Below are 14,692 nucleotides of genomic sequence, written 5' to 3' on the forward strand. Positions count from 1 at the left end.
AATCATCCCTGGAGTCCTTCCCATGCCCCTCAAGTGCACGCTCCGCAGCGCCCAGCCATCCGACGCACCGGCCGTGGCCGACCTGATCGGCGGCCTCGCCCATTACTTCCTCGCCGATCCCGCCGCCGCCGAGGCGGGGCCCTTCCTGGAGAACTTCTCCGTCGACGCGGTCGCCCGCTGCATCGCCGACCCCGCCATCGATTACGTGGTGGCCTGCGTCGGGACCGAACTGGTCGGCGTCGCCGCGCTGCGGGGCCAGACCCACGTCCACCACCTGTTCGTCCGCGCCGACCTGCACGGGCAAGGCATTGCCCGCGGCCTGTGGCAGCGCCTCAAGGCCGGCGCCGGCGACACCCCCCGCTTCACGGTGAATTCATCCCTGTACGCCGTGCCCACGTACGCGGCCTTCGGCTTCGTACCGACCGCGGAAGCGCAGGCCCGGAACGGGGTGCGCTATCAACCGATGTCGCTGCAGGCAGCCTGAGCACAAAACTCCGGACACGTCCGAGCCCGGAGCGAAGTGCTCGACCCTCCGATTTGAACTGTCCAAGCCCGGACTTGAACTTGTTCAGCTCAGACTTGAACTCGAGATCCCCGGACTTGAACTTTTGATGCGGCGAGCTGAGCTCGAGATCCTCGGAGATGAACTTTTGATGCTCGGAGGGAAGCTCTTGATGCTCGGAGGGAAGCTGGCTCAAGTCGGAGGGAAGCGGGCTCAAGTCTGAAGGAGGCCGGCTTAACGTTGATTTGAACTTGCTCCGCTCCGAGCTGAGCCAGTTCAAATCGGAGCATCAACGGCGGGGCTCAGAGGGAAGAGAACGCGGTTGGGAGGGGAGTGGGCTCAGCGTGGAGGGAGCTGCACTGCGCGAAAACCCCGGATAGCTGGGCGTCGCGCTCAGCGGGCACCGTGTTTTGGGCGGTGAGTGCTGCTTGGTTCAACGGTATCGCGCTGGGCGGTTGAAGTGACTGGGGAAGGACGCATTTTTTAATCAGAAGCAAACGGGGGTGTTGAGAGACTTAATGGAGTCGATGAATGCGATGTTCTCTGCGAAAATTAGTACCTCGTCGCCAACTCGATTGGATGCACTTTGAGAGAGTTTGTAACGTACTTTTTTTTCGGATGCGTATAAATTAAGTATAAAGTCGTGGTTGTCATAGGAAACCATCCACTTCTTTTTTATCTGGTGTACGTGCTTAGAGAGCCTCTCGTGGTCCGATTTTGAATAGAAATTCATATATAGATCTGCCCCCTTTTGAACGTACGGAGGGTCGAGATAGATAAAAATCTCTTCAGGGCGGGCATTCATTTTTTTTAAAAACGCCAGTCCATCGAGGTTTGAGATTGATATTCTTTTCTTGAATTTCCCTATTCTCTGTATTCGCGATATTAAGTCCTGCTTGTTAAATCGTGCGTCAATTTTGTAGCGACCTTTTTGATCGTAACCGCCAATGATCCCGCCTTTAATGACTCCGGATACGTTGGTTCGATTGAGGAAGAACGTTGATTTGGCTAGTTCGAAAAGGTCGGTCGTCTCCGCTATGTTCTGAATTTCTTTATATTGGAGCCAGTTTTCTACCGATACGTCGACGCTCTCTACCCAGTCACAGAAGGTATCGGTGTGTTCAAGTATGGTAGACCAGAAAGAATAAATTGAACGATCTAAATCATTGATGTAAATCCGCTCCACGTACTCTTCGAAAAGAAGACGTAACGCAAGCCCTGCGCCACCTGCATAAGGCTCGGCATACACAGTCCCTAGCAACCCGTTTTCGTAAAACAGCCTCGAGACAAATGGAAATATACAATTCTTTCCACCGGGGTAGCGGAGAGGTGAAAAAAAGTGGCTCAATCTAGTTACGCCTTGCCATGGGAGTCTGTGAGGAGGGCTCCAAGGATTACTGAGACAGCCAACGTTTGTTCGATGTTGGCTGAGGCCGCATAGTTATGGGCCCCCGTGTGTAAGAGTTGAACAAGACTACTTTCTGTGACGTTATGGTTCGATAGCGTAGTTTTTGTATCCTGGTCTAGGGTGGATTTTGCCCTTTGAAACCTAGATTTTACATACGCTGCCATGTCTTGTTGACACTCCTTTGCGGCTGCTTCGCATAGCAGTCGTAGTGCCATGCGAATGACGGACGGGAAGATACTTGAGAGCGACGTCTTTTTGTCGTGGTAAAAGCTGTGCAGGTCAACGATATCGCGATATAAGTTGCTAACAGGCCGATGCAAAAAGCTCAGACTCCACGTCCAGCCTGAAGCCCGTTGTTTGATCTCTCATGACTTCATTCCCGAAATTGGATTCTCAATCCCATTTTTATGCCCATAGACTGGGCAGGGAAATGGGTTTTCACCCGATTCCAAGTGCCGCTTCATGCCGCACTCCCCATCGTCTGCAATTTCGCAATCCGCAGCAGGTTGTACGCCGCTGCCGACAAATAGGCGGCGATCTGGGTTCGGGCTTCTCCGATGAAACGGGTCTTTCTCATTCCACCCACCGTCTTCAACCACCCGAAGATCTCTTCAACCCGCTTTCTCTTGCGCTGGCTGACCTTGTAGCCTTCGGTGCAGGTCGTCCGTCCATCGAGGCCCGGTGTCTTGCGTCCTTCAATTCGGGCGATATGAGGTTTGATCTTGTGCTCGCGCAAATGCTGGACAAAGTCCTTCACGTGGTAGCCCTTGTCGGCCCCCAGCGTCTTGGGATGAATCCTGCGGCGCCGGGCGCGGGTGAGCAGTTGGCGAGCCGCTTTGTGTTCGGCCATCGTCGCATCGGTGATGAGCAGATCGATACACAGGCCGCTGCGGTTCTCCATGAGCGCATGGCCGCCGTAACTGAGCTTGGCCGGTTGGCCGTTGCCTTTCCTCATGAGCTTCGCGTCGGGATCGGTCGTGCTCCGGTGGGTGGCGTTGGAACGCTTCTCGCCTTTGAAGTCCACCATGCCGGTGCCGTCACCGCCGGGCTTGGGGGGCTCGTCGTCGTCCTTGCGCTTGAAGCTCTTGAAGGATGCCCAAGCGTCGATCAAGGTGCCATCCACGGTGAAGTGATCGGACGACAGCAGCTTGTCCTTGCGGGCCAGACGCACCACTTCGTCAAAGAAACGACGGGCGATGTCCGTTTCCACCAATCGCTCGCGCAGGCGGCTGAAATTGGATTGATCCAATCCACCCGACTCCAGGTCCAGATCGAGAAACCAGCGAAACAGCAGGTTGTAATCGAGTTGCTCACAGAACTGCCGATCCGAGCGCACCGAGTAAAACGCGATCAGCAACTGCGCCTTGAGCAACCGCTCCGGCGGAATCGACGGTCGGCCGCCCTTGGCGTAAAGCCCATCGAGTTCCGCGGAAATCGCCGAGAGTGCCGAGTCGGCCAGTTTCTTCACCGGACGCAGCGGATGATCGGCCGGAATCCGGGACTCGACCGAGAAATAGTGGAACATCGAGGACTGGGGATCGACTTCGCCGCGCATCGGTGCTGTGCCTGGGGTTTGAAGGATACGGCTAGGACAGGTGGGTGGCCGGATCGTTCACTGGGTTCTGCATCAGCCTGCTAACGTCCCCAATGCGTAGGTAAAGGGGGCCGCCAAAAATTCTTGCAGGCTTCGCCCGTGAGCGCTTGCTTTGTCGAGTGGGCGACTTCTCTGTTGTGTCCGCTTTTTTTTCGGGTCGCTTCAATACGACAGGACTTGCTTTGTTCTTTTTGTTCTCTTCGACAATTCGTTGAGACTCAGGGTCCAAAACCTCCATAACTTTGCCGCGATTCTGGCGGGTGGTGATTTTCTTGTCCTCAATTTTTCGAGAGATATCGTCTAGCAGTGCGAGGGTCTCTTCACGATTGTGTTTGCTGTAGAGAGCCCCATCTACGAACGAAATACCAAGTTTCTCTAAGATGTCTTGTCGAAATATTTCGTCCTTGACGAATCTCTGGTTGAGGCTAGGGTTTGCTGTGATGATTCCTGTATTCTCTTCCATTAATAAGAATACTGATTTTTCTTTCTTCATGTGTTTGTAAAGAAAGATATCCCTATCAAGCGGAAGCCATGAGCCAGTTTCTGCGTGTTTTCGCCAAATGTTTTCGAGTGCAATCGACTCGGAGCAGACGTTGCAGGGGATTGCCTCCGGAAATGAAGGAATAGTTTCTAGATCCAGGTCGTGGGAAGATACCAGTCCTTGTTTTATTTTACCAAGGGCTATTCTTCTGTTTCCATCGTATACCACGGGCTTATTGCCATGTAAAACGACGGTGGGGAGTTCGCTGAAGTCGTAACGCGCCCCCATCTCCTTTGCTAACCGAGGAAGGTTCCATTTCGACAACTTGTCAGAAAGTGCTCTATCTACGATGTCTTGATCAGTTGACTCTTCGTCAATTGGGTCGCGTGGATTCTCGGTCCAGAGTACTAGGTCCTTTAGTTTGATTGTTTTTACCTCTTGGTTCATATTCATTTCCCAGTTTTTTGTAAATCCTGATGGTTGTTTAAATAAAAAGACTCAATGCGTCTTCTTGGGGCGGCTCAATGCGGAGAGCCTATTGTGGCTAATTGATAATCCGGCTAATGAATGATGAATAGGCTTGATCTGCGCTGTCCTATAGAAATATTTTTCTTGGTGTGCACGAATTGTGGTGGTTGAGGACTAGTGGTTGAAGTTGAGTTTAAATTGGAAAGACATACTTCTTTTGGATAAATGTATCCCATGAAATTTGAGGCTCCCGCAGCGAACCACTTCACATTTTTCAAATTTCATAGACTCGCAATCCTTTGACGATTTCCCCATTCATCCCCGCCACCACCCTCCCTTGACGCCCCCGCAACACCCAGCCGATACTCCCGCCCGTCGCTGAAACAACAGCGATCAGGTTTGGCGACCTGCTGAAAACAAGGCGGATAGTGAGCCGCGCAGCGGCTTTTTTTATCCGTGCGCCCTTGGTGCGTCCATGATCAATGGCGGGCCGGGTGGGGAGGGCTTCGGCCCTGCCGGTTCCTTGTTTCCGGTTCGCCAACCCTGCTTTGGCCCGCCCCCCGTTTGGCGACGGAGAGCGGAAGTGTTCCAAACAAGGAGTCCGCACCATGGTTGTTTCCACCCTGGCGTGCGTTGGTTCGCACGCGTCCATCCCTAATGCCGTCGTAATTGTTTCGCCTCTTCCGCGCCGGGCACGGGGCGAGGGGAGGGCGCTGCGATGAGTACGCCGCTCAGTTTCCCCGCGCCGGCAGGGCCGTTTTACCGGCTGGCCGAGGAGGCCAATGCGCTGGCCATCGTCGATCAGCTTTCCGCCCGGCAGGTGCAGTTGCTGTCCTTGCTCGCCATGACCTATGGCGATGCGGGGGATGCCTTCCGGCGCATGAATCCGACGCTGCAGGACAATTACCTGTGGGCGTGCTCAATGATGGCGCGGGAGATACAGGACTTGTTCGGGGCGCTGCGGGCGCGAGGGGAGGCGCGGACGCCCGATTGACGGGAGGGGCCGGATTGACATGGTTCCGTGCCGGTACTAGCACTAGACGATATGGCGTCGGTTCCCGATGCAGCGCGAAAGCGCTGCCGCTTGTAGTGCGATCAACAGAGCGAAAGGAAAAACCATGAAAACCTTGATATGGGCCCTCGGGCTCGTCGCGAGTTTTTTCATCGCTGGTTGTTCAAGTCCCGGTCCGTCTGCCGCTGCCGATCCCCAGGTGGCGAGAATCACCGTGCTTTACGACGCGTTTGGCAAGGCGTCTGCGATGCAGAAGGATTGGGGGTATGCGGCCCTCGTGGAATACGGCGGGAAACGCATCCTCTTCGATACCGGCAACAATCCGGATGTCCTGGCCCGGAACGCGAAGGCCAAGGGGGTCGATCTCTCGCGTCTCGACTTCGTCGTGATGTCCCACCGCCATGGGGATCACATGGGCGGGCTCGCTTATCTCCTGGCCGTCAATCCCAAGGTGCCGATTTACGCGCCCAAGGAGGGCTTCGGCGTTTATGGCGCCGATCTCCCGGGCAGTTTCTTCCGCGCGGATTCGTCCCTGCCGCCGGAGCAGCGCTACTTCGACGGTGCGCCGCCGGAGGTCATGCGCTTCGGTGCCGCGTGGCCGGGGGCGAATTTCCGGCTGGTCGATAAGACCACCGAAATCATGCCCGGAATACACCTCATTGCCCTGGTTTCAGACAAGCCGGGGACCATGGAGCTGAAGGAACTCTCCTTGGCCATCGACACGCCCGATGGGATGGTGGTGGTGGTTGGCTGCGCTCACCCGGGCATCGACAGGATTGTTGAGGCTGCGGCCAGGATCAATCCCCGCGTCCATTTCATCGCCGGCGGTTTCCATCTGGTGGTGGCCAAGGACCCGGATATCGACAAGATCGTCACCATCCTCCACGACACCTACAAGGTGGACTACCTGGCTCCCGGCCACTGCACGGGCGAGCCGACCTTCACCGCCCTGAGGAAGGCCTTCGGCGAGCACTACCTGTATGCCGGCTTGGGATCGACCTTCCAGCTGGGGGCAAGGCCCATGGCGATAGCCGCAACGGGCGATCCCGGCCGTTCCCTGGACCGCGAAGACCTGGAGAGCTATCGCGCGCTCCTTGCCACCAGCGACGACCTGGATGAGCGGGTGGTGGCACGCAATCAGGCCGTATATTCGTTCCCGTCTCGGTGAGCTCGCCGTCAGGCAACGGAGAGTCGGGTATCCGCAGCGCCGTCTCGACGGGCAAGGCTGGCGGACACCGAGCGGCCGCAACCGCCAATCCAGCCGAAGACGCCGTCTACGGCCTGGGTGGCGATCTGGAAGTACTCTTCGGTGCTGACCTTGATGTCCGAGCTCAACAGCATCTGGGTCCGCACGACGCGGGCCATCTGCTGAACAGCCTGCGTTGCCCGGTCGGCTTCGGGCATGCTGCTGCAGGCGTTGGTGGCCTGGCTGAGCAGGGCTTCGGCGCGGGTGACCAGGAACATCAGGCGGACGCGGGCCACCGCCGAGCAGGCATGGCGGGCTGCGACGCTGGCGCCGAGGGCCCGCGCCTGGCCGAGGCATTCGGTCAATGCGGGCAGGCGGCCGAGGTAGTTGCGGGCCAATGCCCGGTCGCCGAGCACCGGCTCGACCCGCGACTCGCCGAGCGCCGCCAGCCAGTCGAGCAGCCTGGCGATCAGCAGGCTGTGCTGGGCCACGCTCTGCTCGACCGACAGGCCGGCGAGCTTGTCGCGCAGGGCCTGCCAGTTGAACTTGAACAGCGACAGATCATTGCTGGTCAGGCAGGGGAAGGGCATCGCCGTTTCGATGCGGGCGAGTTCCTGCAGTGCCGGGATCAGGGCCTCGATCTCCGCGGCCTTGCGGTCGAGGCGGGTGCGGAAGCTGTGGTCGCCGGACAGCAGCGCCGAACTCATGCCGCGGTGCTGCTGGAAGTGGCAGACCAGCGCCAGCATGGCCTGGCAGCCGGCCAGTGTCGCCTCGCGTGCCTGCCGGGCCGCCGGGGGCGTGCGCTGGCGCAGCAGCCACCCGGTGGCCGCGGCGATCACGGTGGCGAGAGCGATCAGGGGGTAGATCAGGCTGTCCATGGTGGCCTCACTCGTATTGATATTGTTTCAGGGTCGTGGTCAGTTGCCCGGCCAGGTCGTCGAGGTAGCGCGACAGCTCGCTGTTCTCGCGCACCAGTTGCTCGTTGGTGTCGGCCAGCTGCGCCACCTGTTCGATGTCGCGGGCAATGCTCTGGCCCGCCTCGCTCTGTTCGCGGCTGGCCGCCGCGATGTCGCGGATCAGCGCCAGCGTCTGGGCGGAATTGCTTTCGAGCTGGCGCAGGTCGTCGACGGCAACGCCCGCGTCGCAAAGGCTGGCGGTGGCGCTGCGGCGGGTGTCGCCCATCGTGCCGATCATCACCGCAACCTCGTCGCGCATGCCGGTGATGCGCTCGCCAATGTCGCGCGTTGCGTTGGTGGTCCGCTCGGCGAGCTTGCGCACTTCGTCGGCGACGACGGCGAAGCCGCGCCCCTGCTCGCCGACCCGCGCCGCCTCGATGGCCGCGTTGAGGGCCAGCAGGTTGGTTTGGCTGGCGATGTCGGAGATCAGCACGACGATGGCGTCGATCTCCTGCGAACGCTGGCCCAGGCGCTCGGCGCTTTCGGCGCTCTGGCGCACGGTCTCGGCAAGCTTCGTGAGGCTGTCGGCGAGGCCGGCAACGCGGCCGGCACCGAGTTCGGCCATCCTGCCCGAGGCCTCGGCGACGCTTTGGGCGCCGGAGGCGCTTTCGCTGGTCATGCTCAGGCTGACGCTGAGCTCTTCAAGGGTTGCCGACGACGACAGCGTGATGTCGCGCTGCTGGCGGACGCCACGGTCGCCGCCGCTGGCGTTGCGATTGCTCTCGCCGGCAACGCTGGAGATTTCCTGAGCCATGCGCGAGAAGGCCAGGAAGATGCCGGTCAGCGAACGGGCCATGCCGTTCATGCGCTCGGCCAGAGGCACGAAGGGGCCACAGGCGGCCAGATCTATACGGGTGACCAGCCGGCCCTCGGCAAGCGCCAGCACGACGCGTTCGATCTCGGCAACGGCACGGGCGATCCGGCGCGGCAGCGCAAGCGCGGCGAACAGCGAGGCAAGGAGCAGCACCAGCCCCGGCGCCAGCAGCCAGCCCGGCCCACCGGCAAGCAGCGCTCCGGCGCAGAGGCCCGCCACGAGCGTGCTCACCCAGGCGAAGCCCTGGAGCGGCCACAGGCCTTGATTACCGCTGCCTGCCTGCGAGGTGTTCGGAATGCCTGCCATGCTGAAACTCCACGAAGTCATCAGGAGAAGCCATCAGCAAGGCATATGCCACACCAAGCGAAGCAGAGTCTTGCTTCATTGAATCAATGACTTGAAGGAGCTGGCCCCATGTCGGTGCATCCCCTCTGCAAAACCTGAGCACCGTAGTCAACTTTTGTGCACTACGTTGGTGCAGAAAGTCGCCATCGAACCTGGAGTATCAGAGACAGCACTACAGCCATGTTCAAAGTCTGAAATGAGCTAGTTCGTGCGGCTAGCTCTGGAGATCATGAGTCCGATGTTGCAGGACAACTACCTGCGGGCGAGGGGGCAACCGCCGGATTGACGGGAGGGCCCGTTTCAGCCAGGCATCAGATGATGGCCTGCAAGCCCTTGTCGGCGATGATATTGAGTAGTTTGAGTGCCGGTCCCGTGGGATGGGTTTCGCCTTGCTCCCACTTGCGCACGGTCGAAGCGGTGGTGTGCAGGTGTAGCGCGAATACCGGCTGGCTGAACTGCAGCTTTTCACGCAGGCGTTTGATGTCTGTAGCGTTGAACGCCCGCACCGGCGGCGGGCAGATCGCGTCGAACTCGCGCATCGTCACTTTGCTGATGGCTCCCGCCTCGTTGAGCGTAGCCAGGTCGTCGCGCAGGGATTCAATGATCTTGCTCACAATGCACCTCCAGTAAAACACCCAACTGCAATGCCTTCGACACATCTTCGGCGGACAGTTCCAGGAACACTTTGCCTGCGAATTGCAGCGCCTTCTTCTCGTTCTGAGTGATGTTCGCTCTGTCGCTCTTGGGAAAACCGTGCAGGAACACGTAGCGGTTGCCGATCCTGGCTGACAGCAGCGTACGGTAGCCGCCACTCTTTCCGCCGCCGGGGCGCGCCACCCGCTTCTTGTAGAGGTTGCCGCCCAGATCTGCGTCGATCAGGCCGTCTTCCATTTCCTTGACTGCCTTGCACAAGACGGTGTCGGGCAGCTTCTCGCCCACCTGCCACCGTGCAAAATCCTTCCGCTTGAGGATGTGCGTCATCTGGTTTTCCAAACTATGCCCGATACGGGTATGGTTTTCAATGTTCAAAGTGATGGGTATGTGCTTTGTCAGGTCGGCCGTGTTGCTGCTCCATTATTGATTGGGCGGCACACTCTGTTGTTGCCAATTTATCCATTTTGGGTTTGTGTCGTCGCCCCCATGCTGCACAGCACCTAAACCATCGTCTAATACCCCGCGTTTTTGTTTCCTTATAACTTTCCTCCACACGGTCGAAACGCAGCGTCGGTTCGGCTGGTCGCTCCGGTCGGCGCAGATCGACCGGATACGAGGGGGAGCTGCAGGGCTCCTGCATCCCGTTATGAAGGAGACATGAATGGCCGTACTCAATCGGATGGACTGGTATGACCTGGCCCGTTCCACCAACTGGACACCCAAGTACGTTACCGAGGACGAACTGTTTCCGCCCAAGCTGTCGGGCGAATTCGGTCTGCCGCTCGCCGCCTGGGAAAACTACGACGAGCCCTACAAGCAGACCTATCCGGAATACGTGAAGGTCCAGCGCGAGAAGGATGCGGGGGCTTATTCGGTGAAGGCGGCGCTGGAGCGCAGCCGGATTTTCGAGAACGCCGATCCGGGCTGGAAGTCGGTGATGAAGGCGCACTACGGCGCGATTGCCCGCGGCGAATACGCGGCGGCCAGCGCCGAGGCGCGGATGATGCGGTTCTCCAAGGCGCCGGGCATGCGCAACATGTCCACGCTGGGCTGTATGGACGAGATCCGCCACGGCCAGATGCAGCTCTACTTCCCCCACGAGCACGTGGCGAAGGACCGCCAGATGGACTGGGCCTTCAAGGCCTACGACACCAATGAGTGGGCGATGATCGCGGCCCGCCATTTCTTCGACGACATCATGATGACGCGGGACGCGATCAGCGTTTCCATCATGCTGACCTTCAGCTTCGAGACCGGCTTCACCAACATGCAGTTCCTCGGTCTTGCGGCGGATGCGGCGGAGGCGGGCGACCATACTTTCGCCAACCTGATCTCCAGCATCCAGACGGATGAGTCGCGCCATGCGCAGATCGGCGGCCCGGCCCTGAAGGTGCTGATCGAGAACGGCAAGAAGGAAGAAGCGCAGAAGCGCGTGGATATTGCGGTGTGGGGCGCCTGGAAGCTGTTCTCGGTGCTGACCGGTCCGATCATGGACTACTACACCCCGCTGGAGCACCGCAAGCAGTCCTTCAAGGAGTTCATGGAGGAGTGGATCGTCGCCCAGTTCGAGCGCGCCCTCACCGACATGGGCCTGGATCTGCCCTGGTACTGGGACATCTTCCTGAAGGATATCGGCCAGACCCACCACGGCATGCACCTGGGCTCCTACTTCTGGCGCCCGACCCTGTGGTGGAACCCGGCCGCCGGCGTGACCCCGGACGAGCGCGCCTGGCTGGAGGAGAAGTACCCCGGCTGGAACGACACCTGGGGCCAGTGCTGGGATGTGTTCATCGACAACGTGGTCGATGGCAACATGGCCATGACCTATCCGGAAACGCTGCCCTACGTCTGCAACATGTGCCAGCTGCCCATCCTCGGCGTGCCGGGCAAGGGCTGGGACGTGAAGGACTACCCGCTCGAATACAACGGCCGCCTGTATCACTTCGGCTCCGAGGTGGATCGCTGGGTGTTCCAGCAGGAGCCCGAGCGCTACGCCGGCCACCTGTCCATCGTCGATCGCTTCCTGGCCGGGATGATCCAGCCGATGGATCTGGGCGGCGCCCTGCAGTACATGGGCCTGGCTCCGGGCGAGATCGGCGACGACGCCCACAACTACGCCTGGGCCGAGGTTTACCGCGCCCTCCGCGAGACCCGTAAGGCGGGTTGATTTTTCCCCATTGACCCCCTGATCCGGCGCGCCCGGCAGGCTTGCTGCCGGCGCGTCGTGTGCCACACGAGGAGATTTGCACCATGGCCCTTTTTCCATTGACCTCCAATTTCGAGGGGGATTTCGTCCTGCAGCTGGTGCCCGTGGATACGGAGCACACCATGGACGAGGTGGCTGCTGCTGCCGCCGTGCATTCCGTCGGCCGCCGCGTGCGTGACCGGCCGGGCCACATCCTGCGGGTGCGCCGCCACGGCAGCACCGAGTTCCTGCCGCGCAACCTGAAGGTTGCCGAGGCGGGCTTCAAGCCCACCGAGACGGTGGACATCATCTGGCAGGCCGCCTGAGGCGCCTGCCGGATCGAGGAGCAAGAGCATGAGTTTCACCAAGGTATGTACGGTCGATGACGTGTGGGAAGGGGAGATGGCGCCCTACACCGTCAATGGCCACGAGGTGCTGCTGGTCTGTGCCGACGGCGGCGAGATCAAGGCCTTCCAGGCGATCTGCCCGCATCAGGACATCGCCCTGTCGGAAGGCAAGTTCGACGGCAAGAAGCTGATCTGCCGCGCCCACCTGTGGCAGTTCGATGCGGGCACAGGCAAGGGCATCAACCCGGACGACTGCGCGCTGGCGAGCTATCCGGTGCAGATCGATGGCGACGACGTGTTCGTCAGCACCGAGGGCGTCGAGCCCCTGTTTGCCCACAGTTAAGAAGGACACGAGCATGAGCACTGCAAATTCGGCGCAGGCCTATCACAACAACATGGTCGGCCCGGTGATGCGCGCCGGCGACCTGGCCCAGGCGGTCATCGAGGCCGCCAAGGTGGACAACCCGGGCAAGGAAATCTTCGTGGACGACAAGCGCGCCTACATCCGCATCCACGCCGACCAGGAAATGATCCTGCGCCAGGCCACCATCGAAGAGGAGCTGGGGCGCCCGTTCCGCATGAACGACCTGGAGGTGGACCTGAGCTCCTTCGCGGGCCAGATCGAGAGCCGCGACGACCAGATCCGCTTCTATTTCAACAAGACGCTCTGAGCGGCCGCAGACCGCCACCCCAGACAAGAACGACGCGAGGAGACACCGCATGTCCGAGATTCAAGTCCTGAAGCCCCAGAAGACCTGGAGCCACCTGGCCGCCCGCCGCCGCAAGCCGAGCGAATACGAGATCGTCAGCACCAACCTGCACTACAACGACAAGCGCCCGGACTCGCCCTACGAGCTGGACCCGAACATGTTCATGAACCAGTGGTACAAGAAGAACACCTTCGGTACCGCGCTGAAGCATGCCGACTGGAACGCCTTCCGCGATCCGGACGAGGTGGTCTATCGCACCTACAACCTGATGCAGGACGGCCAGGAGACCTACGTCTTCGGCCTGTTCGACCAGTTCAACGAGCGCGAGCACGACAAGGCCCTCGACCCGCGCTGGGCCGGCACGCTGGCCCGCCTGTACACCCCGGCCCGCTACCTGTTCCACACCCTGCAGATGGCGTCGGCCTACGTCGGCCAGGTGTCGCCGGCCAGCACGCTGACCAACTGCAACTACTTCCAGATGGCCGACAGCCTGCGCTGGCTGAGCCACACCGCCTACCGCACCAAGGAGCTGTCCCAGACCTTCGCCGACAAGGGTTTTGGCGCGGACGAACGGCGCTACTGGGAAGAGGATTCCGCCTGGCAGGGCTTCCGCGAGCTGATGGAGAAGGCGCTGACCGTGTGGGACTGGGGCGAGGCCGTGGTGGTGCTGAACCTGGTGGTCAAGCCGGCGGTCGAGGAGACCGTGCTGCGCCGCCTCGGCGAATCCGCCCGCCACAACGGTGACACGCTGCTGGGCCTGATCACCGATGCGCAGTTGATGGACGTGGCTCGCCACCGCCGCTGGGCGACGGCCTTTGCCGCCATGGCCCAGGAAACGCCGGGCAACAAGGAACTGATGCAGGGCTGGATCGCCAAGTGGGAGCCGCTGGCCGACCGCGCCATCGATGCCTACTGCGCGGTGCTGCCCGATGTGCCGGGCGCCGCCGAATCCGCCAAGGCCGCCACCCGCGACTTTCGCCGCGGCCTGGGCCTCTGACCGGGCTGAAACGCCATGAACGCGCCATTGATCCTGAATGAGCGGGACGGCAGCCGCTTCGAGCAGGCGCCGGGGGATACCATCCTCCGCGCCGCGCTGCGGGGCGGCGTCGGCCTCTCCTACGAATGCAACTCCGGCGGTTGCGGCGGCTGCAAGTTCGAGCTGCTGAGCGGCGAGGTCGAGGACCTGTGGCCCGACGCGCCGGGCCTCGGCGCACGCGACCGCCGCCGCGGGCGCCATCTGGCCTGTCAGTGCCGGGCGGTGGGCGACGTGACCATCAAGGCGCCGACCGGCAAGGAATACGTGCCGGCCGTCCCGCCTAAGCGGCGCCGGGCGGTGCTGACCGGCGTCACCGACATTACCCACGATATTCGGGAGTTCCGCTTCCACAGCGAAGGCCCGGCGGATTTTCTGCCCGGCCAGTTCGCAATGCTCGACCTGCCGGGTGTCGGGACGTCCCGCGCCTATTCCCTGTCCAACACCCCCAACAAGACCGGCGAGTGGCATTTCCAGATCCGCCGGGTGGGGCAGGGCAAGGGTACTTACGCCCTGTTCAACCTGCTGCGTCCAGGCATGGAGATCGGGCTGGACGGCCCCTACGGCGTGGCCTACCTGCGTACCGATTCGCCGCGCGACCTGGTCTGCGTGGCGGGCGGCTCCGGCCTCGCGCCGATGATCTCCATCGCCCGTGGGGCGGTGGAGGCCGGGATGCTCGGCCCGCGCAAACTCTATTTCTTTTACGGCGCACGGGAGCCCCGTGACGTGTGCGGTGAGTCGATGCTCGCCGTGCTCGACGGCTTCAGTGAGCACATCGTCTACTGCCCGGTGGTCTCCTCCCCGGGCGTAGAGGGCTGGGCGGGTGTCACGGGCTTCGTGCACACCCGCCTTCCCCAGGCCCTGCCGGCCGCCCTCTCCAACTATGAGTTCTACTTTGCCGGCCCACCGCCAATGACCCAGGCCCTGCAGGAAATGCTGATGGTCGATCACCGGGTGCCCTTCGAGCAGATCCATTTCGATCGATTCTTTTGAGGTT

At 60.8% G+C, this 14,692-nt stretch carries 16 protein-coding genes; 9 read left to right on the forward strand and 7 right to left on the reverse strand.

From position 1 onward, the window contains the following. The first annotated feature begins 22 nt into the window (after positions 1-22). Positions 23-484 carry a GNAT family N-acetyltransferase gene (locus AC3QL2_RS16485; protein WP_493236298.1) on the forward strand — a complete coding sequence of 154 codons (462 nt, stop codon included), beginning with the start codon at positions 23-25 and terminating at the stop codon, positions 482-484. A 505-nt stretch (positions 485-989) separates the two neighbouring features. Here AC3QL2_RS16485 and AC3QL2_RS16490 read toward each other — a convergent pair. From AC3QL2_RS16490 to AC3QL2_RS16500, 3 genes are all read right to left on the reverse strand, one after another. After that, positions 990-1,850: a DNA adenine methylase gene (locus tag AC3QL2_RS16490; RefSeq protein WP_493236296.1), complete on the reverse strand. Its 861-nt coding sequence runs from the start codon at positions 1,848-1,850 to the stop codon at positions 990-992. 520 nt (positions 1,851-2,370) lie between these two features. Then, positions 2,371-3,465, reverse strand: a complete 1,095-nt coding sequence (locus tag AC3QL2_RS16495; protein WP_493240271.1) for an IS5 family transposase — start codon at positions 3,463-3,465, stop codon at positions 2,371-2,373. A 31-nt stretch (positions 3,466-3,496) separates the two neighbouring features. Further along, positions 3,497-4,432 carry a hypothetical protein gene (locus AC3QL2_RS16500; protein ID WP_493236192.1) on the reverse strand — a complete coding sequence of 312 codons (936 nt, stop codon included), beginning with the start codon at positions 4,430-4,432 and terminating at the stop codon, positions 3,497-3,499. Positions 4,433-5,171: 739 nt separating this feature from the next. Between AC3QL2_RS16500 and AC3QL2_RS16505 the strand changes: the two genes are divergently transcribed. Next, on the forward strand, positions 5,172-5,447 hold the full coding sequence (locus tag AC3QL2_RS16505) for a hypothetical protein (RefSeq protein ID WP_493236193.1): 276 nt from the start codon (positions 5,172-5,174) through the stop codon (positions 5,445-5,447). 124 nt (positions 5,448-5,571) lie between these two features. Then, positions 5,572-6,633 carry an MBL fold metallo-hydrolase gene (locus AC3QL2_RS16510; RefSeq protein ID WP_493236194.1) on the forward strand — a complete coding sequence of 354 codons (1,062 nt, stop codon included), beginning with the start codon at positions 5,572-5,574 and terminating at the stop codon, positions 6,631-6,633. A gap of 8 nt (positions 6,634-6,641) precedes the next feature. Here AC3QL2_RS16510 and AC3QL2_RS16515 read toward each other — a convergent pair whose 3' ends face one another. The 4 genes from AC3QL2_RS16515 to AC3QL2_RS16530 form a co-directional block, all read right to left on the reverse strand. After that, positions 6,642-7,529 (reverse strand): nitrate- and nitrite sensing domain-containing protein, encoded by an 888-nt coding sequence (locus AC3QL2_RS16515; RefSeq protein ID WP_493236195.1) that lies wholly within the window; start codon positions 7,527-7,529, stop codon positions 6,642-6,644. Positions 7,530-7,536: 7 nt separating this feature from the next. Continuing rightward, on the reverse strand, positions 7,537-8,727 hold the full coding sequence (locus AC3QL2_RS16520; protein ID WP_493236196.1) for a methyl-accepting chemotaxis protein: 1,191 nt from the start codon (positions 8,725-8,727) through the stop codon (positions 7,537-7,539). Between the two features lie 350 nt (positions 8,728-9,077). After that, positions 9,078-9,380: a helix-turn-helix domain-containing protein gene (locus AC3QL2_RS16525; RefSeq protein ID WP_493236197.1), complete on the reverse strand. Its 303-nt coding sequence runs from the start codon at positions 9,378-9,380 to the stop codon at positions 9,078-9,080. Continuing rightward, positions 9,364-9,747, reverse strand: coding sequence for a type II toxin-antitoxin system RelE/ParE family toxin (locus AC3QL2_RS16530; protein ID WP_493236198.1), 384 nt, complete (start codon positions 9,745-9,747; stop codon positions 9,364-9,366). The genes AC3QL2_RS16525 and AC3QL2_RS16530 overlap by 17 nt, the downstream gene beginning before the upstream one ends. Positions 9,748-10,081: 334 nt before the next feature. Here AC3QL2_RS16530 and AC3QL2_RS16535 point away from each other — a divergent pair, with 334 nt between their 5' ends. The 6 genes from AC3QL2_RS16535 to AC3QL2_RS16560 all read left to right on the forward strand — a co-directional run bounded on the left by AC3QL2_RS16535 (position 10,082) and on the right by AC3QL2_RS16560 (position 14,688). Then, positions 10,082-11,587, forward strand: a complete 1,506-nt coding sequence (locus AC3QL2_RS16535; protein ID WP_493236199.1) for an aromatic/alkene/methane monooxygenase hydroxylase/oxygenase subunit alpha — start codon at positions 10,082-10,084, stop codon at positions 11,585-11,587. Between the two features lie 83 nt (positions 11,588-11,670). Further along, positions 11,671-11,931 carry a toluene-4-monooxygenase system B family protein gene (locus AC3QL2_RS16540; protein WP_481121397.1) on the forward strand — a complete coding sequence of 87 codons (261 nt, stop codon included), beginning with the start codon at positions 11,671-11,673 and terminating at the stop codon, positions 11,929-11,931. A gap of 28 nt (positions 11,932-11,959) precedes the next feature. After that, positions 11,960-12,295, forward strand: a complete 336-nt coding sequence (locus AC3QL2_RS16545; RefSeq protein ID WP_493236200.1) for a monooxygenase system ferredoxin subunit — start codon at positions 11,960-11,962, stop codon at positions 12,293-12,295. Between the two features lie 13 nt (positions 12,296-12,308). Next, a complete protein-coding gene (locus tag AC3QL2_RS16550; protein ID WP_493236201.1) occupies positions 12,309-12,623 on the forward strand; it encodes an MmoB/DmpM family protein in 315 nt (104 codons plus the stop codon). A 49-nt stretch (positions 12,624-12,672) separates the two neighbouring features. Next, the gene (locus tag AC3QL2_RS16555; RefSeq protein WP_493236202.1) at positions 12,673-13,659 is read left to right on the forward strand and encodes an aromatic/alkene monooxygenase hydroxylase subunit beta; all 987 of its coding nucleotides are present in this window, start codon (positions 12,673-12,675) and stop codon (positions 13,657-13,659) included. Between the two features lie 15 nt (positions 13,660-13,674). Then, positions 13,675-14,688, forward strand: a complete 1,014-nt coding sequence (locus tag AC3QL2_RS16560; protein WP_493236203.1) for a 2Fe-2S iron-sulfur cluster-binding protein — start codon at positions 13,675-13,677, stop codon at positions 14,686-14,688. Positions 14,689-14,692: the final 4 nt, after the last annotated feature.

This window comes from Zoogloea sp. GW822-FHT05C07 (assembly GCF_058800215.1).